The following is an 18,395-nucleotide window of genomic DNA, read 5'->3' on the forward strand; positions in this document are numbered from 1 at the left end:
CTCACCCCTTTCTGCCTTCATACTTATGTATATTCCGATGGGGGCCGCTTTGCTTCGTACACCGCCCAGTTTGTTACCGTATGGGAATCCGGGTAAATGTTCATGCTAGAGGATGTTCTGCTGTTCGAAACGATGCAAATCCAGGCTTTCTCCATGAATGTGGCCCCTCCGACTTTACAAACATTTATGTTGATTTATTGGACAGGAACAGGGATAATGGAAATGAAAAATAGTACATATTATTAGGAGGTTTTTGACAAATGGCACATCAACTGCCCGCTTTGCCTTACGCAAACAACGCTCTTGAACCGCATATCGACGAAACGACAATGATGATTCACCACGACCGTCATCATAACGCTTACGTTACGAACCTGAACGCCGCTCTGGAATCCGCTCCCGAGCTGCAAAGCAAATCCATCGAAGATTTGATCGCTGATCTGAACAGCGTTCCCGAAGCGATCCGTACTGCAGTTCGCAACAACGGCGGCGGCCACGCTAACCACTCCCTGTTCTGGGAAGTTATCGGACCGAACGCTGGCGGCGCTCCTACTGGCGCTCTTGCCGATGCGATCGCAAACGAACTGGGCGGCTTCGATCAATTCAAAGCTGACTTCGCGAAAGCGGCTACGACTCGTTTCGGCAGCGGCTGGGCGTTCCTGGCAGTTAGCAAAGACGGCAAATTGAAAGTATACAGCCTGCCGAACCAAGACAGCCCGATCATGGAAGGCGAAACGCCGATCCTTGGTCTTGACGTTTGGGAGCACGCTTACTACCTGAACTACCAAAACAAACGCCCTGACTACATCGCAGCGTTCTGGAACGTTGTGAACTGGGCTGAAGTCGGCAAACGTTACGACGCTGCCAAATAAGACGCTCTATTCGGAAGACAAGGCTGTCTCCGCCTACACGGCAATGACCGTCTCATGCTTCACGAAAGACCCTCGCACTTCGGTGCGGGGGTCTTTTGCTGTTCTCGGTGCAGCAAGCAGGTTCCCGCATTTTAGTTCATCCCGCTTTATACCGCTTTATCCTGTTTTATACCGCTTTAGCTTCATGGTCCCGAACGTCGTTCGAGGACCTCTGTCGGCAGATCACGGTTCGCCATTCGCCGCTTCCCGTTTCCTTCTTCCTATTCCCCGCCTCCTGAACCTGCATTCCCGGGTCACGCCGCCCTTTCCGTGTCTAATTACCTAACATTATTCCGGGATTTCGGAATTTATTCGACAATATTCTCCATTTAACAGTGTTTTCATGTTATAATTCCTTCCATATTGAAACAGAACACATAAGATTGGGTGATGCCTGATGTTTGATTGGCTCGGTTTTCGGAAGGGACTGCCGCTTTGGTGGTCGCACAAGCTTAACGCAGAGACGGAAGCGGACGTCGCGGAGATTTTCGAGGGGATCGCGGATACGCGGATGGAGCTGCTCCTGGCTTGGACGACGGAATATTGGAATCATCTTGACAGGCTGCTTGCGCAAATGGCCGCCGATCAGCACGAGACGCAAGACGCAGCCATGCTGGAGAGAATGTTCGCGGAAACGAGGACGCGCGCCGTTGATTTCTCCGAAATCTTCCTGCTGGACGGCGAGGGCAAGGTCGCATACTCGACGGACGCCCGCCATCGGGGCGAGCTGTACGGCTCGCCCGGCAGCCCGATCTCTTCCGGTCTTACCTATGCGAACGGCATCGCAGGGGGTCGCAAATGCTTATTCGGGCCTTACGCCGATCCATGGACGCTGAAGTTCGGACCGAGCACGTCTTCTTTTCACGATAAAATGACGCTGCTCTTCATCGCCCCGATCGAACGCGGCGGCGAATGGCGCGGGGCACTCTGCGGCCGCGTACCGAACGATGTCATCGGAGATTCGATCCAACGCGAATCCGGTCACGTCTATCCCGACTCCGGCGACAATTATTTGTTCATGGCGAAGCCGCGGCTTCTGACGGGAATCGCGCCGGGTACCGCCTTGTCGCGCAGCCGGTTCGAGGATCGTACGTTTACCCATGGCGAGAACTTGAAGGACGGCGTGTCCACGGACTGGGGCATCGTATCCGTCAAGGAACATACGGAGCTCGAGCTCATATTCACCGATCCCGCAACTGGCCAGCTTCATCCCGGCGTCGCGAACACGATCAACCATGGGAGCAATCTGTTCGTCGGGTTCCCCGGTTATTCCGACTATCGCCACATTGCCGTCATCGGCAAGGGCGTCACGTTTCAGCTGCCGCATTGCCCGGATGTTTGGGGGATGATGTGCGAAGGCGATCTGGAGGAAGTGTATCGCATCCGAAGCATCCGCTGGCTGCAATTCAAGCGCTCCCTTGGCTGGCTGACCGGACTGGGCGTACTTGGCGGGGCTCTCTCCTATTTCTTGTTCACCAGCTCGCTGCCGGCGGCAGGCTCCGCGCTCATCGTCGTCCTCGTCAATCTGCTGCTTGGCCTGGCAATGGCCGGGTCGCTGGACCGGCGAGGGAACCGAGAAACCGCCCGTCGGATGCGCCGGCTCAGTCAATTCATCCGCATCAACGCAGAAGGCAAAGGCGACTTGACCCAGCGGCTGGACACGAACTCGTTCGCCAATGACGAAACGCGGGAGTTAGCCAAATGGATCAATAACATGATCGATTCCCTGGAAGGCGTCATGCTGCAAGTGAAGCTCGCCTCCGCGGACGTGCTGACCAACCAGCGGGTGCTGCTCGAGACGACGGGCGCCACCGCCGGCACGACGGAAAGGGTAAGCGGCAGAATCAATGACATGATTCTCGGCATCCGCAGCCAGCTGAAGGATATCGACATCGCGAAGGACGCTGCCGGCGAAATGCGGGAAACGCTGAAGTTGCTGGAAGGCAAGGCATCCGCGAACATCGGCGTCGCGCAGGGAGAGCTTGTGCGGATCGGGGACAAAATGCAGCAAATCGCGGACCGCGTGTCGGAGACGAACCGCTCCATCGAAGCGTTCATGGTGACGACGGACGAAATCCGCAGCGTGCTCGGCGTCATCGAAGAAATATCGGCGCAAACGCATCTGCTGGCGCTTAATGCTTCCATCGAAGCGGCACGGGTGGGCGAGCAAGGCAGAGGCTTCGCCGTCGTGGCCGCCGAAATCAAGAAGCTGGCGGATTCGACGCGCACATCGACGGAAGAAGTGCACGGCATCGTTCAACATATCTACGCGAACGCGCAGCGGGCGACGGGAACGATGGCGGAAGGTACGAGGGTCGTCGCGGAGGGCACCGCGCTTGTCGCCGCGGCAGCGGAAATCTTGCACAACACGCATGAGGATGAATCATTGAAATCGCAAGTCATCGACGAGGTTGTCGCCATTATGGAGAAAATCGCGCTTGTCAGCAAACAGAACCGCCGAATATCGACGGAAGTGGAAGGCAACGTGCAGGAGCTGCTCGGCGACTTCATGCATGTCCGCCATACCTCCAACCAGGTGGAGGCGATTTCGGCGTTCCTGCAGCAGCTCGTCGGGCAATTCAGATTAAACGAAGCACGGCGCCGGTAAGGGAGATGGCGGTCACGCGCGAAGATCGCATTCGAATCGACACGGGATAGGCTCCTGCCGCATAAGCTGAACCGAGATATTCACCCATCCTTGTTCAGCGCAAAGGAGTCCGATTCATGAAATATAAGTATTACTACGTGCAAGGCGCACCTGAAGGTTACTTCGAGCGGTATAAAGATTGCGGCTGCGGCGGCCCTCGGATGTTCCCCGGCCTTCCCGGCGGGGGCATGATGCCAGGCGCACCAGGTGGCGGCATGTTCCCTGGCGGTCCTGGCGGCCCCGGCGGTCCGGGTGGCGGACCTGGAGGTCCTGGATTCCCCGGCGGTCCGGGTGGTCCCGGGTTCCCCGGTGGTCCTGGCGGACCTGGATTCCCCGGTGGTCCGGGCGGTGGCCCTGGGTTCCCCGGCGGTCCGGGCGGCGGACCTGGGTTCCCCGGCGGTCCCGGCGGACCTGGATTCCCCGGCGGTCCGGGCGGCGGACCTGGATTTCCTCCACCGCCATTCCCTGGCGGACCCGGGTTCCCCCCACCGCCATTCCCTGGTCCCGGACCGTTCCCTATTCCGATTCCGATTCCGATTCCCGGACCTGGACCATTCCCGCCGCAGTTCGGCTTCGTCACGGTATTCATTAACGGCGGAAATTTCTATCCTTGGATCACGAATTCCTATCCGATCCGGCATTTCCCTGGCATGAGCATCGGCCAGGCGCTTGCCTTCACGGGCGTCGTCCGCATCAACAATAACGGCCGCATCGTTTCCGTGAACGGTATCGTAATCGCAGGCAACGTGGAAGTCATCCTGCGTCTCAATGGACGACCGATCCCGCAAACGTTGCTGAACCTGCCAGTCCAAAACCGCGACGTCGTCGGGCTCGAGCTCTTCGTTCGCGTACTTCGCGGCAACGAGTGGGATGCGCAGCAGCTGTCCGGACTCGTCGAGAACAACTTCGAGGAGCTGCAGCGCCTCGAAGAGGAAGACCAACAATAAATTCTCTTCAAACAGAAGTGCAGCCCTCTCCGCCAGAACCGGACGGAGAGGGTTGTTGCGCGTTCCTCCTTTGCCAGAATCGGACGAAGAAGGCTGTTGCGCGTTCTCCTTCGCCAGAATCGGACGTAGAAGGCCGTTGTGCGTTCACCCTTCACCAGAATCGGACGGGGATGGCTGTTGCGCGTTCACCCTTTACCAGAATCGGCCGAGGATGGCTGTTGCGCATACCCTTTACCAGAATCGGCCGAGGATGGCTGTTGCGCATTCCTCGAACCCAGCAGCCTCCCAGCATTGTATTCAACTACCTGCTTCAATAGCCAATCTCTCAGCCTGCACAACGAGAAGGAGCGACCAGAGCTATTCAGCCATCCACAGTAACGAACCCAATAAGCGTTATTTGGCGGTTTTAGCGACCTTTTGAATTCTAACGAATCGAGGGAAGCTTATTAAAGCAAAACGAACGGAATTCGAGCGAAATTGGCATGTTGGCACGGAATAGCGCGTATAGGATTCGTAAGAATCCCAACGAGCTCCGATATCCAACAATAATGTTTGTACGGTGCGTTAGAGCTTGTGTGGGGTTCTTACTAACTCTGCGTTCACGCTAATATGATGAATTTTTGCGTTCTTTCGAATTCTAACGAATCCAAGGAAGCTTATTAAAGCAAGACGGACAGAATTCGAGCGAAATTGAAACGTTCGCATGGAATAGCGTGTGTTGGATTGGCAAGAATCTTAACGAGCCTCGAAACCCAACCATAAGGTTTGTACGTTGCGTTAGAGCTTGTGTGGAATTCGTGCTAGTTCTGTTGGGTTCGTGCTAGCTCTGTTGGATGCGTGCTAATTCTGTTGGATGCGTGCTAGCTCTATTGGATGTGTGCTTGCTCTGTTGGGTTCGTGCTAGCTCTGTTGGATGCGTGCTTGCTCTGCGTGCACACTAGTTAGTCCTGGCGCGTTTGTCCTTATCTACTAGCCGTGTTCACGCCAGTCCAATTGCGTATACCGAAGCTCCAAGTTCAATACTCAACCCGACACCTCGCAGCCTAATACCTGCGTGCCATATCATTCGCTCGCCAGAACGCGAGAAAGCCCGCCGGCCGGCGGGCTTTCTCGCGTTCCTAAAGGTCAAGCTCTTCTGCCGGTTATGCCGTCGGCGCATTGAATCGCAGCGCTTCAGCGTCAGCGCTGATCCGTTAATCGCATTACGCGTGCGAGCTCGCTTCTTCCTTGATCGCTTTCAGCCGTTTCATTACATCGTTCGCGCCGCGGCCCAAATAATCATGCAGCAGATTGTATTCGGCGTACAGCTTGTCGTACACCGCAACGTTCGCCGCGATCGGCTTGAACGTCTCTTCGCGGACGCGCGCCATTGCGGCTGCGGCATCCACGACGTTGTCGTATCCGCCTTTGGCCGCACCGGCCGCGACTGCGCCGAACATCGCCGCGCCTAGGGCAGTCGTCTGCTTGGAGGCCGCGATCTTGATCTCGCGGTTCGTGACGTCCGCGTAGATTTGCATGAGCAGGCGGTTCTTCTGCGGCAATCCGCCGCAAGCGTACAGCTCGTTCACTTCCACGCCGTTGCCGTGGAAAGCCTCGATGATCTTGCGCGTGCCGAACGCCGTCGCTTCGAGCAGCGCGCGATATACTTCCTGCGGCTTGGACAGCAGCGTCAGGCCGAGGATTACGCCCGTCAAGTCCGTATCGACGAGCACGGAACGGTTGCCGTTCCACCAATCCAGCGCCAGCAGGCCGGATTCGCCGGCGTTCAGCCCGGAAGCGTGCTTTTCCAGCCATTCATGCACGTTCACGCCTTCGTTCTGCGCCGCTTCGGCCACATAAGCGGGAACAGCCTCGTCGACGTACCAGGCGAAAATATCCCCGACCGCGGATTGCCCCGCTTCGTATCCGAAATAGCCAGGAATGATGCCGTCTTCAACGACGCCGCACATGCCTTCGACCTGTTTCTCCTCGGAGCCGAGCAGCAGATGGCAGATCGAGGTGCCCATGGCCATGACCAGCTTGCCCGGCGTTACGACGCCTACGGCCGGAACAGCCGCGTGCGCGTCCACGTTGCCGACTGCGATCGAGGTGCCGGCGACCAGCCCCATGCGTGACGCCATATCCGGCGTCAGCTCGCCTGCTTTGGTGCCCAAAGGCAGTACGTCGCCCCGCAGCTTCGTTTCCGCCAAATCTGCCAGACGCGGATCAAGCGCCTTCAGATATTCGCGGTTCGGATAGCCGTCCTGCTTGTGCCAGACTGCTTTATAGCCTGCCGTGCAGCTGTTGCGCACGATATTACCCGTCATTTGGCCTACGACCCAATCCGCCGCTTCGACGAATTGATCGGCCGTCTCGTAAATGTCCGGCGCTTCGTTCAGAATCTGCCACGCTTTCGCGAGCATCCATTCGGAAGAGATTTTGCCGCCGTAGCGGGAGAGAAAACGTTCGCCGCGCGCCGCCGCCGTTTCGTTAATCCGGTTGGCTTCGTCCTGCGCCGCGTGATGCTTCCACAGCTTCACCCAGCTGTGCGGATTCTGAATGTAGGCCGGGTCGAAACAAAGCGGCTGTCCCGCTTCGTCGATCGGCAGCATCGTGCATGCCGTGAAATCGATGCCGAGACCGATTATCTCCACCGGCTCAATGCCGGATTCCCGCACAACGGCCGGCACGGACTGCTCCAGCACCTCGATATAGTCGCGGGGATGCTGCAATGCCCAGTCGTGCTCCAGCTTTAAACCGCTTTCAGGCAAACGTTCATCAATAACATTATGGCGGTATGGCGTGACATGCTCCGCAATTTCAGCGCCGTCGGACAAGCGGACAAGCACCGCACGCCCCGATTCCGTACCGTAGTCCACACCGATCGCATATTTATGAGTCATGATTTGGCTCCTTCCAATGATGGGCTGCTATGTTTATACGTCCTAGTCGTACAAGTTGAAACGGGTAGCTGCTTGGATGCGGCAAAACGATCGGTTTACTTTTGCCCGTAATACGCGTTAATCCCGTGCTCGCGCAAACAGTGGCGGTCCAGCAAATGCCGGTCCATCGGCTGTACAATTGGAACGTTCGAAGCGCCATCTTCGCGACTTGCTCGACGACGACGGCATTATGAACCCGCATGAGCATTCTCCCTTTCATATAGCATAGGGTTAACTTGTACGTACATACGAGCATACCATTGCACAACGTGCCTCAACCAGACTACCGCGAAGGCAATTTACCATGAATTACCGTTCCTCGAAACCCAGCGGGCATAAAAAAACCGTTCATCGGAACGATAACGCCCCGTGAACGGCTCATTTGCCTTTCCTATTCTGTTGGGAAGCGGCAGCCTAACCTACCTTGACGACGAAAGGAACCGTGACGATGCGTCCTTTGCGCTGGAACTGTCCCCATATCTTATACAAGCCCGACGACGGGAACGTCGTATGGAACATCGCCGTCGGTCCGCCCGGATCATCCATCGCATGCACGTGAAGATAATGCTTCGCTTCGGCGTCCAAAATGACCACATGCCCGGCAGCGCCTAGATACGGCTGCAAATCACGCACGGGACTGCCTGTCGCTTGATCGGCGAAGCTGAAGGTCAGCGCGGCCGATTCGCCGGCCTTCGGGGCCTTGTCGAACGCCAAGCTGACCGCCATTCCGTCCGCGGCGCGCGTCAGCTGCTGATCCGCAGCCAGCGCCGGCTCCGCTTGACGCTTACCGGATGCGCCGCCCGTCTGCACCCAAGTGCTCTGCCATTGCTGGCTGCCGTCCGGCGTCTTGAAATCCGCGATCAGCTCATACCGCCCGGCGGCCGGGAACGTGACGCTCGCATCGAATACGCCTTGCTCCGCCGTCTCCACGGGATGCATGTGCATAAACGTCGACAGTCCTTCGCTGACGACGATCAGATGCAGCTTCTTCTCGTGATTGATTTGAAGTCCGGCGTCCGGCTTGCCGTCTTTCCCCGTAATCGTCACGCGCAGCTTGCCCGTTTCCCCGGCTTCCGGCACGCCGGCAGGCCATACCCACTGCGCGCCGTCCGCGCCATCGGCATTCGCCGGCATGTCCATGTTCATCGCCCCGTCATGCTCGTCCATTGCGCCGGCGGCGGATTCTCCTTCGCCGCCTTCTTGCTCCATGTCCATCATTCCGCTATGGGCGGGACGGTCCTGAAGGTTCCCCGATTCCACTGCCGTAACCGGGAGGCCGCGCTTCGCGTAGCCGCTCATCCAATAGCCAGCCGCAACGCCAAGCGCCAGAAGAACGACCGCCGTCGCGAGCGCTCGCTTGATCTTCTTTATTCGTCTTTTTATACCCAACGCAAACATCCTCGCCTTCTTCCGACGAGGATGCGGTAAACGCGTCTAACTGCCCCGTCGGCTTATTCCTGTTTCAACCGTTCGATCATATACCGCCGCACGTCGTCGGACAGATCCCCGCGTCGCAGCGCGAGATCGATCGTCGCCTGAACGAAGCCGAGCTTGTCCCCGACGTCGTAACGCTGGCCCTCGAACCGGAAGGCGCTGATCGGACGCGTCACGTTAAGCCGCTGCAGGCTGTCCGTCAACTGAATCTCCCCGCCCTTGCCGGGCTCGGCCCGCTCAAGCAGCTCGAAAATCTCCGGCTCAAGCACGTATCTGCCGACAATGGCCAAGTTGGAAGGCGCTTCGCCGATGGAAGGCTTCTCTACGAGCCCGCGCAGCCGTCCGTCGCCGTTATCAGCCAAATCAACGATCCCGTATTTGTCCGTTTGGTCCCAAGGAACCTCCATAACGGCCACGACCGACGACTGACGCTCCTCGTACAGCTCGATCATCTGCGCGAGCGCGGCACGTCCGCCTTGCAAAATATCGTCGCCTAGCAGCACGGCGAAAGGCTCGTCCCCGACGAAGCGGCGCGCGCACAACACCGCATGGCCGAGACCAAGCGGCGCGCCCTGCCGGATGTAGACGATTTCCGCCATATGCGAAATGCTCCGCACCAGCTCCAGCATCTCTGCTTTGCCGTTCGCTTCAAGCTCCGCTTCCAATTCGAACGACTTGTCGAAATGGTCCTCGATCGCCCGTTTGTTGCGGCCGGTCACGATCATGATGCTTTCGATACCGGAAGCCACTGCCTCCTCGACGATATACTGAATCGCCGGCTTGTCGATGATCGGCAGCATTTCTTTCGGCTGTGCCTTCGTTGCCGGAAGAAAACGCGTGCCGAGCCCGCCTGCCGGTATAATGGCCTTTCGAACTCGTTTGTGTGTCATTGCCATATCTGTCCTCTTTTCTGTTTTTGCCAGAATGTCTTGTTTTATACGGCGTGCCAAATAAACGTTCAATAATAGCTAATTAATACTCATCAATAGCTCATCAATAACTCATCAATAGCTGAGTCCGATCGACTGCCTGCTGTACAACGGATCCGTTAGGCAGCGGAGCAGAAAATGCGCCACGTCCGCCCGCGATATCCTCGCCTTGCCTTGCGGAACGCCCTGCCTTGCTTCCAAATAAGCGCCCCGCAGCCGCTGGCCGGCAAGCCGCATCGGACGCGCGATCGTCCAATCCAGGCCGCTGGCTGCCAGCGCATCCGCGGCGCGGCGATGATCGGCGAGCACGTTCCGCAGCAGCTTCTGGGCGGCGAATCCGGCGAAGCCGGGAATTTCATGATCGATGCCGGCAGAAGCCAGGTAGCCGATCCGAGTCACGCCGTGAAGCTGCATGCCCGCGATGATGCGTTCTGCCGTCTCCGAGAGGAGCGTCGTGCTGCCCAGCCCTTTCGTCCCCAGACAGGAGATGACCGCATCCTGACCCGCGATGGCCGCAGCGGCCGCTTCGCCGTCGCGAGCGTCGCCCTGCGCGAAGAACAATCGGGCATGGGTCAATCCCAAACGATGCGGCCGGCGCAAAAAAGCCGTCACGATATGCCCTTGATCCAACGCCTGTTCCACGACGAAGCGGCCTGTTCTTCCCCCGGCACCGAACACAACGATCCTCATTTTCGTGCGCCACCTTCCTAATGAAGCTAACGTAACACGGCCAATGATTGGAAGCAATAACGCTTGACAATTCCTCTTATTTATAATAATTTTAATCTAGAAATAATTATTATCTAGCTGTTCCGTTTCATATTCAAATACCGAGGTTAACGAGAGGAAGGGGATCACCCATGGAAAATATGATCATTGTCGGTACCGGTCCTGCCGGATTGACCGCAGCCATTTATCTAGCCCGCGCAGGCTATAGCCCGCTTGTGCTCGAAGGGCCGCAGCCCGGCGGCCAATTGACGACGACGACGGAGGTCGAGAACTTTCCCGGCTTCCCCGACGGCGTGCTCGGCTCCGAGCTCATGGCGAACATGCGCGAGCAGGCTCAGCGCTTCGGCGCCCGCTTCCAGACAGGCTGGGTGCAGACCGCCGACCTGTCCGAGCGTCCGTTCAAGCTGACGCTCGAGAACGGAAACGTGCTTACTGCCGGAGCCGTGATTATTTCGACGGGCGCTTCGGCAAAATATATGGGTATCCCTGGCGAGCGTGACAATGTGGGCCGGGGCGTGAGCACCTGCGCGACCTGCGACGGCTTCTTCTTCCGCGGGAAGAAGATCATCGTCGTCGGCGGCGGCGACTCCGCGATGGAGGAAGCCGGGTTCCTGACCCGCTTCGCCTCCGAGGTGCGCCTCGTTCACCGCCGCGAAGAAATGCGCGCGTCCAAGATCATGCAGGACCGGGCGCGGGCGAACGAGAAAATCGCTTGGAGCCTCGGCGTAACGCCGCTTGAAGTGGAAGCCGGCGAACAAGGCCTGCGCGGCCTGCGGGTGCGCGACAATGCGACCGGCGAAGAGCAGCTGCTGGAAGCCGACGGCGTATTCGTCGCAATCGGCCATACGCCGAACACGTCCTTCCTCGGCGGCCAAGTAACGACCGACGAGCTGGGCTACGTAGTCGTTCAGCCCGGCACCTCAAGAACGAACATTCCGGGCGTTTACGCCTGCGGCGACGTTCAAGACCGCCAGTATCGCCAAGCCATAACGGCGGCGGGCAGCGGCTGCATGGCGGCGCTGGACTGCGAGCACGATTTCGAAGCCTGGCGGGCACAGCAAGCACAGACCGTAGAAGTGTAAGTAATCTATCTTATTATGAGGGAGATGCCAAACATGCCGAACAAAAAACTGCAAACGATTCTGAACAAACAAATCTCGACCTGGAGCGTCCTCTATGTGAAGCTGCATAACTATCACTGGTACGTCAAAGGCAACTCGTTCTTCACGCTGCACGTGAAATTCCAAGAGCTCTACGAAGAAGCGACGCTGCATGTCGACGACATCGCCGAGCGCTTGCTGGCCGTCGGCGGAACGCCGTACGCCACGATGTCGGAATACTTGGAGTATTCCAGCGTCAAAGAAGCGACAGGCAAGGAAGAGGCAAACGAGATGGTGGATTCCCTTATCGAGGACTTCACGAACGTCGCCGCCGAGCTGAAGGAAGGCATGGAAGCCGCTGCCGCTGCCGGCGACGAAACGACGGGCGACCTGCTGCTGGCCATTCACAAATCGCTTGAGAAACATGTGTGGATGCTCAAAGCGTTCAACGGCCGCTAATTGATCAAACGCCTGACGGCAGCCCGCTTTCGCTTTCATCGCTGCCTAACGGAATAGAAGACCGCCTTCGGCGCAGCCTATGCTGCGGAAGGTGGTCTTTTTGTGCTGATTAGAGGTAGGACGAGGATGATGCGGCGGCGATCGGACTGCGTTCAACCATAGGAGAACCGCTGCCGGAACTGCCGCGGCGAAATGCCTTCCTTGCGCGTGAAGCAGGACGTGAAATACGCCGCCTGATTAAAGCCGACCTCTTCCGCGATTCGGCCAATGGAGAGGTCGGATTGAAGGAGCAGCAGCTTCGCCTGCTCGATGCGCTGGTGCAGCAGGTATTCCATCGGCGCGCAGCCATAGATCCGCTGCATGCAGCGGGCGATGTAGACCGGGTGAAAATTAAGCCGCTCGCCCAGCTCCTGCGCGGTAATCGGCTCCCGGTAATGCTTGCGCATGTAATCTGCCGCCAACTCCGCGCAGGCCGCGGCCGGCGTCGATTCTTCCTTCGCCATCGAGGCGGACAGCTGCCACAGCACTTCTTGGAAGAGGACCTGCTGGCTCCATTTTGCGTTGCCGGAATAGAAGCTTTGGTTCAGCTGGATGAGCTGCTCGAACAGCTCGTCCATTTTGTTTGGATGCAGGAGCTTCACGAATTGCGGCACTTGAATATGAAACGTATGCGTCGAATACGACCACATGGCCTGCGTGCGTTTCTCGTCGTACGGTTCCAGTCCATGGCGGGGCAGCTCGTCGTCCGTTACGGTCCAACTGCCCGTCGTCTGGAAATGCAGCCAGTAGTAAGAGGTGCGTTCCGTGCAGCCTTGCGTGCCGAAATGATAGGTGTCCGGGCGGAGAATCAACGCGCAGCCCGGCTCCACTTCGAAGGTCCGATCCTCCTCCCCCATGTACAGACAGCCTTCGCGCACGACGAGCAGATCGAATACGCCCGTATCCCTCCGGCTGGCATGCCTTCTGCCGGGAGCGTGAGACATCGGCCCGCAAAGCATGTAATGCGGCAGCGGGGGAACCGTAAATTGCAGTCTGCTCATGCAACCCCTTCCTTTCCACGGTAAGGTTTCAAATTTGAAAGTTTCGGTTGATAACATCATACTTCGCGATCCGTATTCCCATTATAATTTGAAAGTGATATGCGCGCATCAACCGCGCTCCGCTTTCGGTGCATGACGCGCCGAACGCGCAAGAAGGCAACTTTGGGAGGCAGGCAAATCAAGATGGGAGCATCTGCATTAGACAGGAACGGGCTTCGCTCGTATTCCTTGTGGTCATTGTCATGGCCGATCTTCATTGAATTATTTCTCGCCACGCTGCTCGGCACCGTGGATACGTTAATGGTGAGCCGGGTTTCCGACGACGCCGTCGCGGTCGTCGGGCTCTCGAATCAGCTGTTCAACGGGCTGAACACGCTGTTTATGACGATCACTGGCGGGGCAGGCATTCTCGTCGCCCAGAAGCTGGGGTCAAGGAATCCGGAAGACGCCCGCACGATCGGCATCATCGCGGCGAAAGTGACGGGCTGCATCGGTCTCGGGATCAGCGCGCTGCTCTTCCTGCTTCCAGACCAGATCGCGCGGCTGATTCAAACGCCGGAGGAGCTGCTCCCGCTGGCGCATACCTATATCTCCACCGCCGGCTGCGCGCTTGCGCCATTCGCCTTGTCGGCCGCGTTCAGCACCGTGATCCGCAATACGGGCAACACGCGCGGTCCGATGCTGACGGCCGTCGTCATCAATTTGCTGCACGTGCTGTTTAATTACGGCTTTATTTTCGGTGCGTTCGGATTTCCGAAGCTGGGCCTGCATGGCGTCGCGATCTCCACGCTCTCCTGCCGGATCATCATGATGCTCATTCTCGCTTACATGTTCGTCGGCGCCTTCGAGCGCAAGGTTGGAATCGCAGATATTCGGCTGCGCGACCGGAAGCTCTTCAAGGAAGTGCTCCGCATCGGCTGGCCGCTTGGCGTCAATTCATCCTGCTGGATGCTCTCGCAAATGATCATCTTCGTGTTTCTGGCTACTTTGGGTGCGAAAGAGCTCGCGACCCGAACGTACATGAACACGCTCGAATCGTTCTGTTTCATGCTCGGTTTTGCGATCGCCATGGCCGTGCAAATCCAGATCGCCCACCATTTCGGCGCGAAGAAGTGGCAAGAAGCCTACCGCGGCGCCTACAAAGCGCTCTATATCGGGCTTGCCGTCGTCACTGTCAATGCAGGGCTGCTCGCTCTGCTCGGCAAATGGTTTCTCGGCTTCTTCACGGACGATCCCGACATAATTCATATGGGCGTCTCCTTGCTCGCGCTCAACATGCTCCTGCAGCCCGGTAAAATGATGAACATGGGTTTCAACTCCGGCTTGAACGCGGTCGGCGACACGCGTTTCCCGATGACGACCTCCCTGTTCTCCATGTGGATCGTGGCTGTCGGCCTGTCCTATTATTTCGGCCTTCACCTGGGCTGGGGACTCGTAGCCATCTACTGCTGCATGATCGCCGACGAGTATGTGCGCGGTTTTCTTGCTTTCCTTCGCTGGCGGCAGCGAAAGGTGCTGAAACGCGAGGAACACGCGGAGTGGCTGCGGCTTATGCCAGCTGCCGCGCAGTCGCATGGCAGTTCGCACGCCGGAGCCGCGGCGGCTTCGGCGCCGAAACCGGCCCGGCCGCTGAACGTGTAACGATTCGCGTGCCGTTTGCAATTCGATAGTCATGCGAACCGAGCCGGCCGGCATGAACGCCCTGGGGCTATCGCGACTCGGTCGGGCCATACGCCCCGGAGCTAGCGCGCTTCGGTCGGACCGTACGCTTCAGAGCTATCGCGCTTCGGTCCGGCATGAACGCCAGGAGCTATCGCGACTCGGTCGGGCCATACGCCCCGGAGCTAGCGCGCTTCGGTCGGACCGTACGCTTCAGAGCTATCGCGCTTCGGTCGGACCGAACGCTCCGGAGCTATCGCGCTTCGGTCGGGCCATACGCCCCGGAGCTAGCGCGCTTCGGTCGGACCGTACGCTTCAGAGCTATCGCGCTTCGGTCCGGCATGAACGCCCCCTAGCTAGCGCGCTTCGGTCGGACCGTATGCCCATCACAAAACACTAACGAACCGTACAAACCTTATCTTCGGCTTTTGGGGCCGTTTGAGATTCTTACGAATCCTATAATCGCTATTCGACTCCAACGCACCCATTTTGCTCGATTTCCGTTCGATTTCGCATTAATAAGCCTCTCTCGATTCGTTAAAATCCGAATGGATCAAAAATTCACCAAATAGCGTCATCTGGGTTCGTTACAGTTATTGTGAGAGAGTCAACCACTCGCGTTGTGCGGCCTGAAAACTGACCATGATGCTGGCCGCGGAGCCAGCGCCGGACTTTGGCTGTTCTGCTTGGCGCTCTGCTTGGTGTTCTGCTTGGCGCTCTGCTTGACGTTCTGCTTGGCGCTCTGCTTGGCGTTCTGCTTGGCGTCCTGCTTGGCGCTCTGCTAGACGTTCTGCTTGGCGTTCTGCTTGGCGTTCTGCTTGGCGTTCTGCTTGGCGTTCTGCTTGGCGTTCTGCTTGGCGCTCTGCTTGGCGCTCTGCTTGGTGTTCTGCTTGGCGCTCTGCTTGGCGTTCTGCTTGGCGTTCTGCTTGGCGTTCTGCTTGGCGCTCTGCTTGGTGTTCTGCTTGGCGCTCTGTTTGACGTTCTGCTTGGCGTTCTGCTTGGCGTTCTGCTTGGCGTTCTGCTTGGCGTTCTGCTTGGCGTTCTGCATGACGTTCTGCTTGGCGTTCTGCTTGGCGCTCTGCTTGGCGCTCTGCTCGGCTGTTCTGCTCGGCTGTTCTGCTTGGCTGTTCTGCTTGGCTGTTCTGCTTGGCTGTTCTGCTTGGCTGTTCTGCTTGGCTGTTCTGCTTGGCTGTTCTGCTCGGCTGTTCTGCTTGGCGTTCTGCTTGGCGTTCTGCTTGGCGTTCTGCTGGCGCTCTGCTTGACGTTCTGCTTGGCGTTCTGCTGGCGCTCTGCTTGGCGTAGTACTCGGAGCACACCTCTTTCCTGTCCTCGTCATTCAGCCACAGCCCCGGCAGCTCCGCCGCCCTGACCACGTAAAAAGCCGTCCTGCTTCAACAGCGGGACGGCTTTTTGCACTTAACTCACACATCTATTTCTTCTTATTCGCCGCGATCTGCTCCGCTAACTCATTCAAGTAAGCCCAACGATCCATCAGCTGCTCCAGCTTCAGCTCCAGCTGCGCCTGCTCCGCGAGCAGTTCCTGCAGCAGGCCGGAGTCGCTGGCCGACGCTTCCATCCGCTCCTGCACCTTCTGGAGCGCGGTCTCCGCCTTCTCGATATCGGCATCGATCGTATCGAATTCCTTCTGCTCGTTATACGTCATCTTGGTCGGCTTGGCCGGCTCTTGTACCGCATCCTGCTTCGCCTGCGCCGCTGCCGGAGCAGGCTTGCGCTCGGCTGCGCTCTCGCCAGCCGACGATCGAACGCCGTGTGCCGACGCGTAAGCCTGATAATCCGAGAAGTTGCCGACATGCTGCTCGATGACGCCATCGCCTTCGAACGCGAAGATCCGCTCCGCAATCCGATCCAGGAAGTAGCGATCATGGGATACCGTGAAGACGACGCCAGGGAATTCGTCCAAATAATCTTCCAGCACAGTCAGCGTCAAGATGTCCAAATCATTCGTAGGCTCATCCAGCAGCAGCACGTTCGGCGCTTCCATCAGGACGCGCAGCAGCTGCAGTCGCCGTTTCTCGCCGCCGGACAGCTTTCCGATCGGCGTCCACTGCTGCACCGGCGGAAACAGAAACCGCTCCAGCATTTGTCCCGCCGTAATCGTCGAACCGTCCCCCGTCGTCACCTGCTCCGCGGTTTCGCGGATGAAATCGATGACGCGCAGCGTCTCGTCCATCTCCTCGCGCTCCTGCGAGAACACGCCGAGCTTGACTGTCGGTCCGAGCGAGACGGTACCCGCGTCCGGATCCAGCTTGCCTGCGATCAGCTTCAGCAGCGTCGACTTGCCGAGGCCGTTGCGGCCAACGATGCCGACGCGGTCTTCCGGCACCGCGATGTAGCTGAAATCCTCGATGACGGTGCGTCCTTCGAACGATTTGCGTACGTTCTCGATCTCGAGAATTTTCTTCCCGAGTCTGGACGAGGCAACCGACATCTCCAGCTTGCCTGCCGCCCGATCGGGCCCTTGCGCGCTCAGCGCCTCGAACCGTTGAATGCGCGCCTGCTGCTTCGTCGAACGCGCCTGCGCGCCGCGGCGCATCCAGGCCAGCTCATTGCGGAGCAGATTCTGGCGCTTCGACTCCGAAGCCGCTTCCCGCTCCTCGCGGTCCAGCTTCAGTTCCAAGAAGCGGCTGTAATTCGCGGAATAGAAATACGCGCGGCCCTTGTCGAGCTCCAGCGTCCGGTTGCTGACGCGGTCCAGGAAGTACCGGTCATGCGTAATCATCAGCAGCGCGCCCTTGCGCTTCTGCAGCATGCCTTCCAGCCAAGCGACGGATTCGTTGTCGATATGGTTGGTCGGCTCGTCCAGCAGCAGCACGTCTGCCGGCTGAATCAGTGCCGCCGCCATGGCGACGCGCTTGCGCTGTCCGCCGGAGAGAATGCCGAGCTTGGCATCGAAATTCAAGATGCCGAGCTTCGTCAGCGCGATCTTCGCATCGCTCTCGATGCCCCAAGCCTCCAGCTCATCCATCCGCTGGTTGGCGCGAACAAGCCGCTCCTGCAGCGCCGCGTCGCTGGAATTCAACTCGAGATCGCGCAGTGCATCCGCGTAAGCGCGGACCGCCTGCATTTGCGCGGAATCGCCGCCGAGCACATGCTCGAGCACCGTCTCCTCGGGATCGAACTGGGGATCCTGCGACAGCATCCGCACCGTCGTGCCGCCGGCAACGAGAATAGAGCCCGAATCAGGGGGCTCTATTCCTGCGACGACTTGAAGAAACGTCGACTTCCCGGTGCCGTTTACGCCGATGATGCCGATCTTATCGCCCGTTTCCACGCCGAACGATACGTCTTGAAACAATATTTTCTCGCCGTAGCTCTTGGAAATATGATCAATCGTCAATACGTGCATGATTGCTCCCGCCTAACGTAAGTAAATCGCAAAGCGCCCCGAGTACGGGCGGTTTGTCCTCATCCGAGCGCATTAGCCGCAGCCGATGCATGGATTTCTCCGGAATGAAAAGGGCTGACGCCGCCTCGAGGGCAGCATCAGCCGTTTCACCTTCAAATCCAAGATTGGATTTCACCGGAATGAACCGCGCTGCGCCGCCACAAGGACGGCGACAGCCGTTTCACCTTGTCTATTCACTTTAAACGATGCCTA

Annotated in this window: 13 protein-coding genes and 1 pseudogene; 6 read left to right on the forward strand and 8 right to left on the reverse strand. The window is 58.3% G+C overall.

Annotated elements, in window-relative coordinates; genetic code table 11:
- Window positions 1–260 precede the first annotated feature (260 nt).
- From GZH47_RS12350 to GZH47_RS33845, 3 genes are all read left to right on the forward strand, one after another.
- Window positions 261–872 carry a superoxide dismutase gene (locus tag GZH47_RS12350; RefSeq protein WP_162640362.1) on the forward strand — a complete coding sequence of 204 codons (612 nt, stop codon included), beginning with the start codon at window positions 261–263 and terminating at the stop codon, window positions 870–872.
- Between the two features lie 436 nt (window positions 873–1,308).
- Entirely contained in the window at window positions 1,309–3,519 is a 2,211-nt protein-coding gene (locus GZH47_RS12355) for a methyl-accepting chemotaxis protein (protein WP_162640363.1), read from the forward strand.
- 116 nt (window positions 3,520–3,635) lie between these two features.
- Window positions 3,636–4,505, forward strand: a complete 870-nt coding sequence (locus GZH47_RS33845) for a hypothetical protein (RefSeq protein ID WP_192043603.1) — start codon at window positions 3,636–3,638, stop codon at window positions 4,503–4,505.
- A gap of 1,202 nt (window positions 4,506–5,707) precedes the next feature.
- Here the strand turns inward: GZH47_RS33845 and GZH47_RS12365 are convergent.
- The 5 genes and pseudogenes from GZH47_RS12365 to GZH47_RS12380 form a co-directional block, all read right to left on the reverse strand.
- Complete coding sequence (locus GZH47_RS12365; RefSeq protein ID WP_162640364.1) at window positions 5,708–7,387, reverse strand: ribulokinase; 1,680 nt, start codon at window positions 7,385–7,387, stop codon at window positions 5,708–5,710.
- 95 nt (window positions 7,388–7,482) lie between these two features.
- A pseudogene (gene araD, locus GZH47_RS34090) lies at window positions 7,483–7,622 on the reverse strand (L-ribulose-5-phosphate 4-epimerase); the annotation flags it as partial.
- A gap of 218 nt (window positions 7,623–7,840) precedes the next feature.
- Window positions 7,841–8,815 carry a hypothetical protein gene (locus GZH47_RS12370; protein WP_162640365.1) on the reverse strand — a complete coding sequence of 325 codons (975 nt, stop codon included), beginning with the start codon at window positions 8,813–8,815 and terminating at the stop codon, window positions 7,841–7,843.
- Window positions 8,816–8,877: 62 nt separating this feature from the next.
- A complete protein-coding gene (gene galU / locus GZH47_RS12375; RefSeq protein WP_162640366.1) occupies window positions 8,878–9,750 on the reverse strand; it encodes a UTP--glucose-1-phosphate uridylyltransferase GalU in 873 nt (290 codons plus the stop codon).
- Window positions 9,751–9,864: 114 nt separating this feature from the next.
- Window positions 9,865–10,479 (reverse strand): NAD(P)-dependent oxidoreductase, encoded by a 615-nt coding sequence (locus tag GZH47_RS12380; RefSeq protein WP_162640367.1) that lies wholly within the window; start codon window positions 10,477–10,479, stop codon window positions 9,865–9,867.
- Between the two features lie 170 nt (window positions 10,480–10,649).
- On the opposite strand from GZH47_RS12380, the gene trxB reads away from it, so the two are divergent.
- Entirely contained in the window at window positions 10,650–11,600 is a 951-nt protein-coding gene (gene trxB, locus GZH47_RS12385; RefSeq protein ID WP_162640368.1) for a thioredoxin-disulfide reductase, read from the forward strand.
- A 33-nt stretch (window positions 11,601–11,633) separates the two neighbouring features.
- The gene (locus GZH47_RS12390; protein WP_162640369.1) at window positions 11,634–12,077 is read left to right on the forward strand and encodes a Dps family protein; all 444 of its coding nucleotides are present in this window, start codon (window positions 11,634–11,636) and stop codon (window positions 12,075–12,077) included.
- 152 nt (window positions 12,078–12,229) lie between these two features.
- Here GZH47_RS12390 and GZH47_RS12395 read toward each other — a convergent pair whose 3' ends face one another.
- Window positions 12,230–13,117 (reverse strand): helix-turn-helix domain-containing protein, encoded by an 888-nt coding sequence (locus tag GZH47_RS12395; protein WP_162640370.1) that lies wholly within the window; start codon window positions 13,115–13,117, stop codon window positions 12,230–12,232.
- 183 nt (window positions 13,118–13,300) lie between these two features.
- Between GZH47_RS12395 and GZH47_RS12400 the strand changes: the two genes are divergently transcribed.
- Entirely contained in the window at window positions 13,301–14,758 is a 1,458-nt protein-coding gene (locus GZH47_RS12400) for an MATE family efflux transporter (RefSeq protein WP_162640371.1), read from the forward strand.
- A 799-nt stretch (window positions 14,759–15,557) separates the two neighbouring features.
- Here GZH47_RS12400 and GZH47_RS12405 read toward each other — a convergent pair.
- Together GZH47_RS12405 and GZH47_RS12410 are read right to left on the reverse strand one after the other, a co-directional pair.
- A complete protein-coding gene (locus GZH47_RS12405) occupies window positions 15,558–16,112 on the reverse strand; it encodes a hypothetical protein (protein WP_162640372.1) in 555 nt (184 codons plus the stop codon).
- 93 nt (window positions 16,113–16,205) lie between these two features.
- On the reverse strand, window positions 16,206–18,143 hold the full coding sequence (locus tag GZH47_RS12410; protein ID WP_162640373.1) for an ABC-F family ATP-binding cassette domain-containing protein: 1,938 nt from the start codon (window positions 18,141–18,143) through the stop codon (window positions 16,206–16,208).
- Window positions 18,144–18,395 lie beyond the last annotated feature (252 nt).

Source organism: Paenibacillus rhizovicinus (genome assembly GCF_010365285.1).
Taxonomy (GTDB): Bacteria; Bacillota; Bacilli; order Paenibacillales; family Paenibacillaceae; genus Paenibacillus_Z; species Paenibacillus_Z rhizovicinus.

Bases quoted from the DNA above. Each gene is read 5' to 3' on its own strand.
- GZH47_RS12350 (WP_162640362.1), top strand. From the start codon at position 261: ATGGCACATCAACTGCCCGCTTTGCCTTACGCAAACAACGCTCTTGAA.
- GZH47_RS12355 (WP_162640363.1), top strand. From the start codon at position 1,309: ATGTTTGATTGGCTCGGTTTTCGGAAGGGACTGCCGCTTTGGTGGTCG.
- GZH47_RS33845 (WP_192043603.1), top strand. From the start codon at position 3,636: ATGAAATATAAGTATTACTACGTGCAAGGCGCACCTGAAGGTTACTTC.
- GZH47_RS12365 (WP_162640364.1), bottom strand. From the start codon at position 7,387: ATGACTCATAAATATGCGATCGGTGTGGACTACGGTACGGAATCGGGG.
- galU (WP_162640366.1), bottom strand. From the start codon at position 9,750: ATGACACACAAACGAGTTCGAAAGGCCATTATACCGGCAGGCGGGCTC.
- GZH47_RS12380 (WP_162640367.1), bottom strand. From the start codon at position 10,479: ATGAGGATCGTTGTGTTCGGTGCCGGGGGAAGAACAGGCCGCTTCGTC.
- trxB (WP_162640368.1), top strand. From the start codon at position 10,650: ATGGAAAATATGATCATTGTCGGTACCGGTCCTGCCGGATTGACCGCA.
- GZH47_RS12390 (WP_162640369.1), top strand. From the start codon at position 11,634: ATGCCGAACAAAAAACTGCAAACGATTCTGAACAAACAAATCTCGACC.
- GZH47_RS12395 (WP_162640370.1), bottom strand. From the start codon at position 13,117: ATGAGCAGACTGCAATTTACGGTTCCCCCGCTGCCGCATTACATGCTT.
- GZH47_RS12400 (WP_162640371.1), top strand. From the start codon at position 13,301: ATGGGAGCATCTGCATTAGACAGGAACGGGCTTCGCTCGTATTCCTTG.
- GZH47_RS12405 (WP_162640372.1), bottom strand. From the start codon at position 16,112: ATGACGAGGACAGGAAAGAGGTGTGCTCCGAGTACTACGCCAAGCAGA.
- GZH47_RS12410 (WP_162640373.1), bottom strand. From the start codon at position 18,143: ATGCACGTATTGACGATTGATCATATTTCCAAGAGCTACGGCGAGAAA.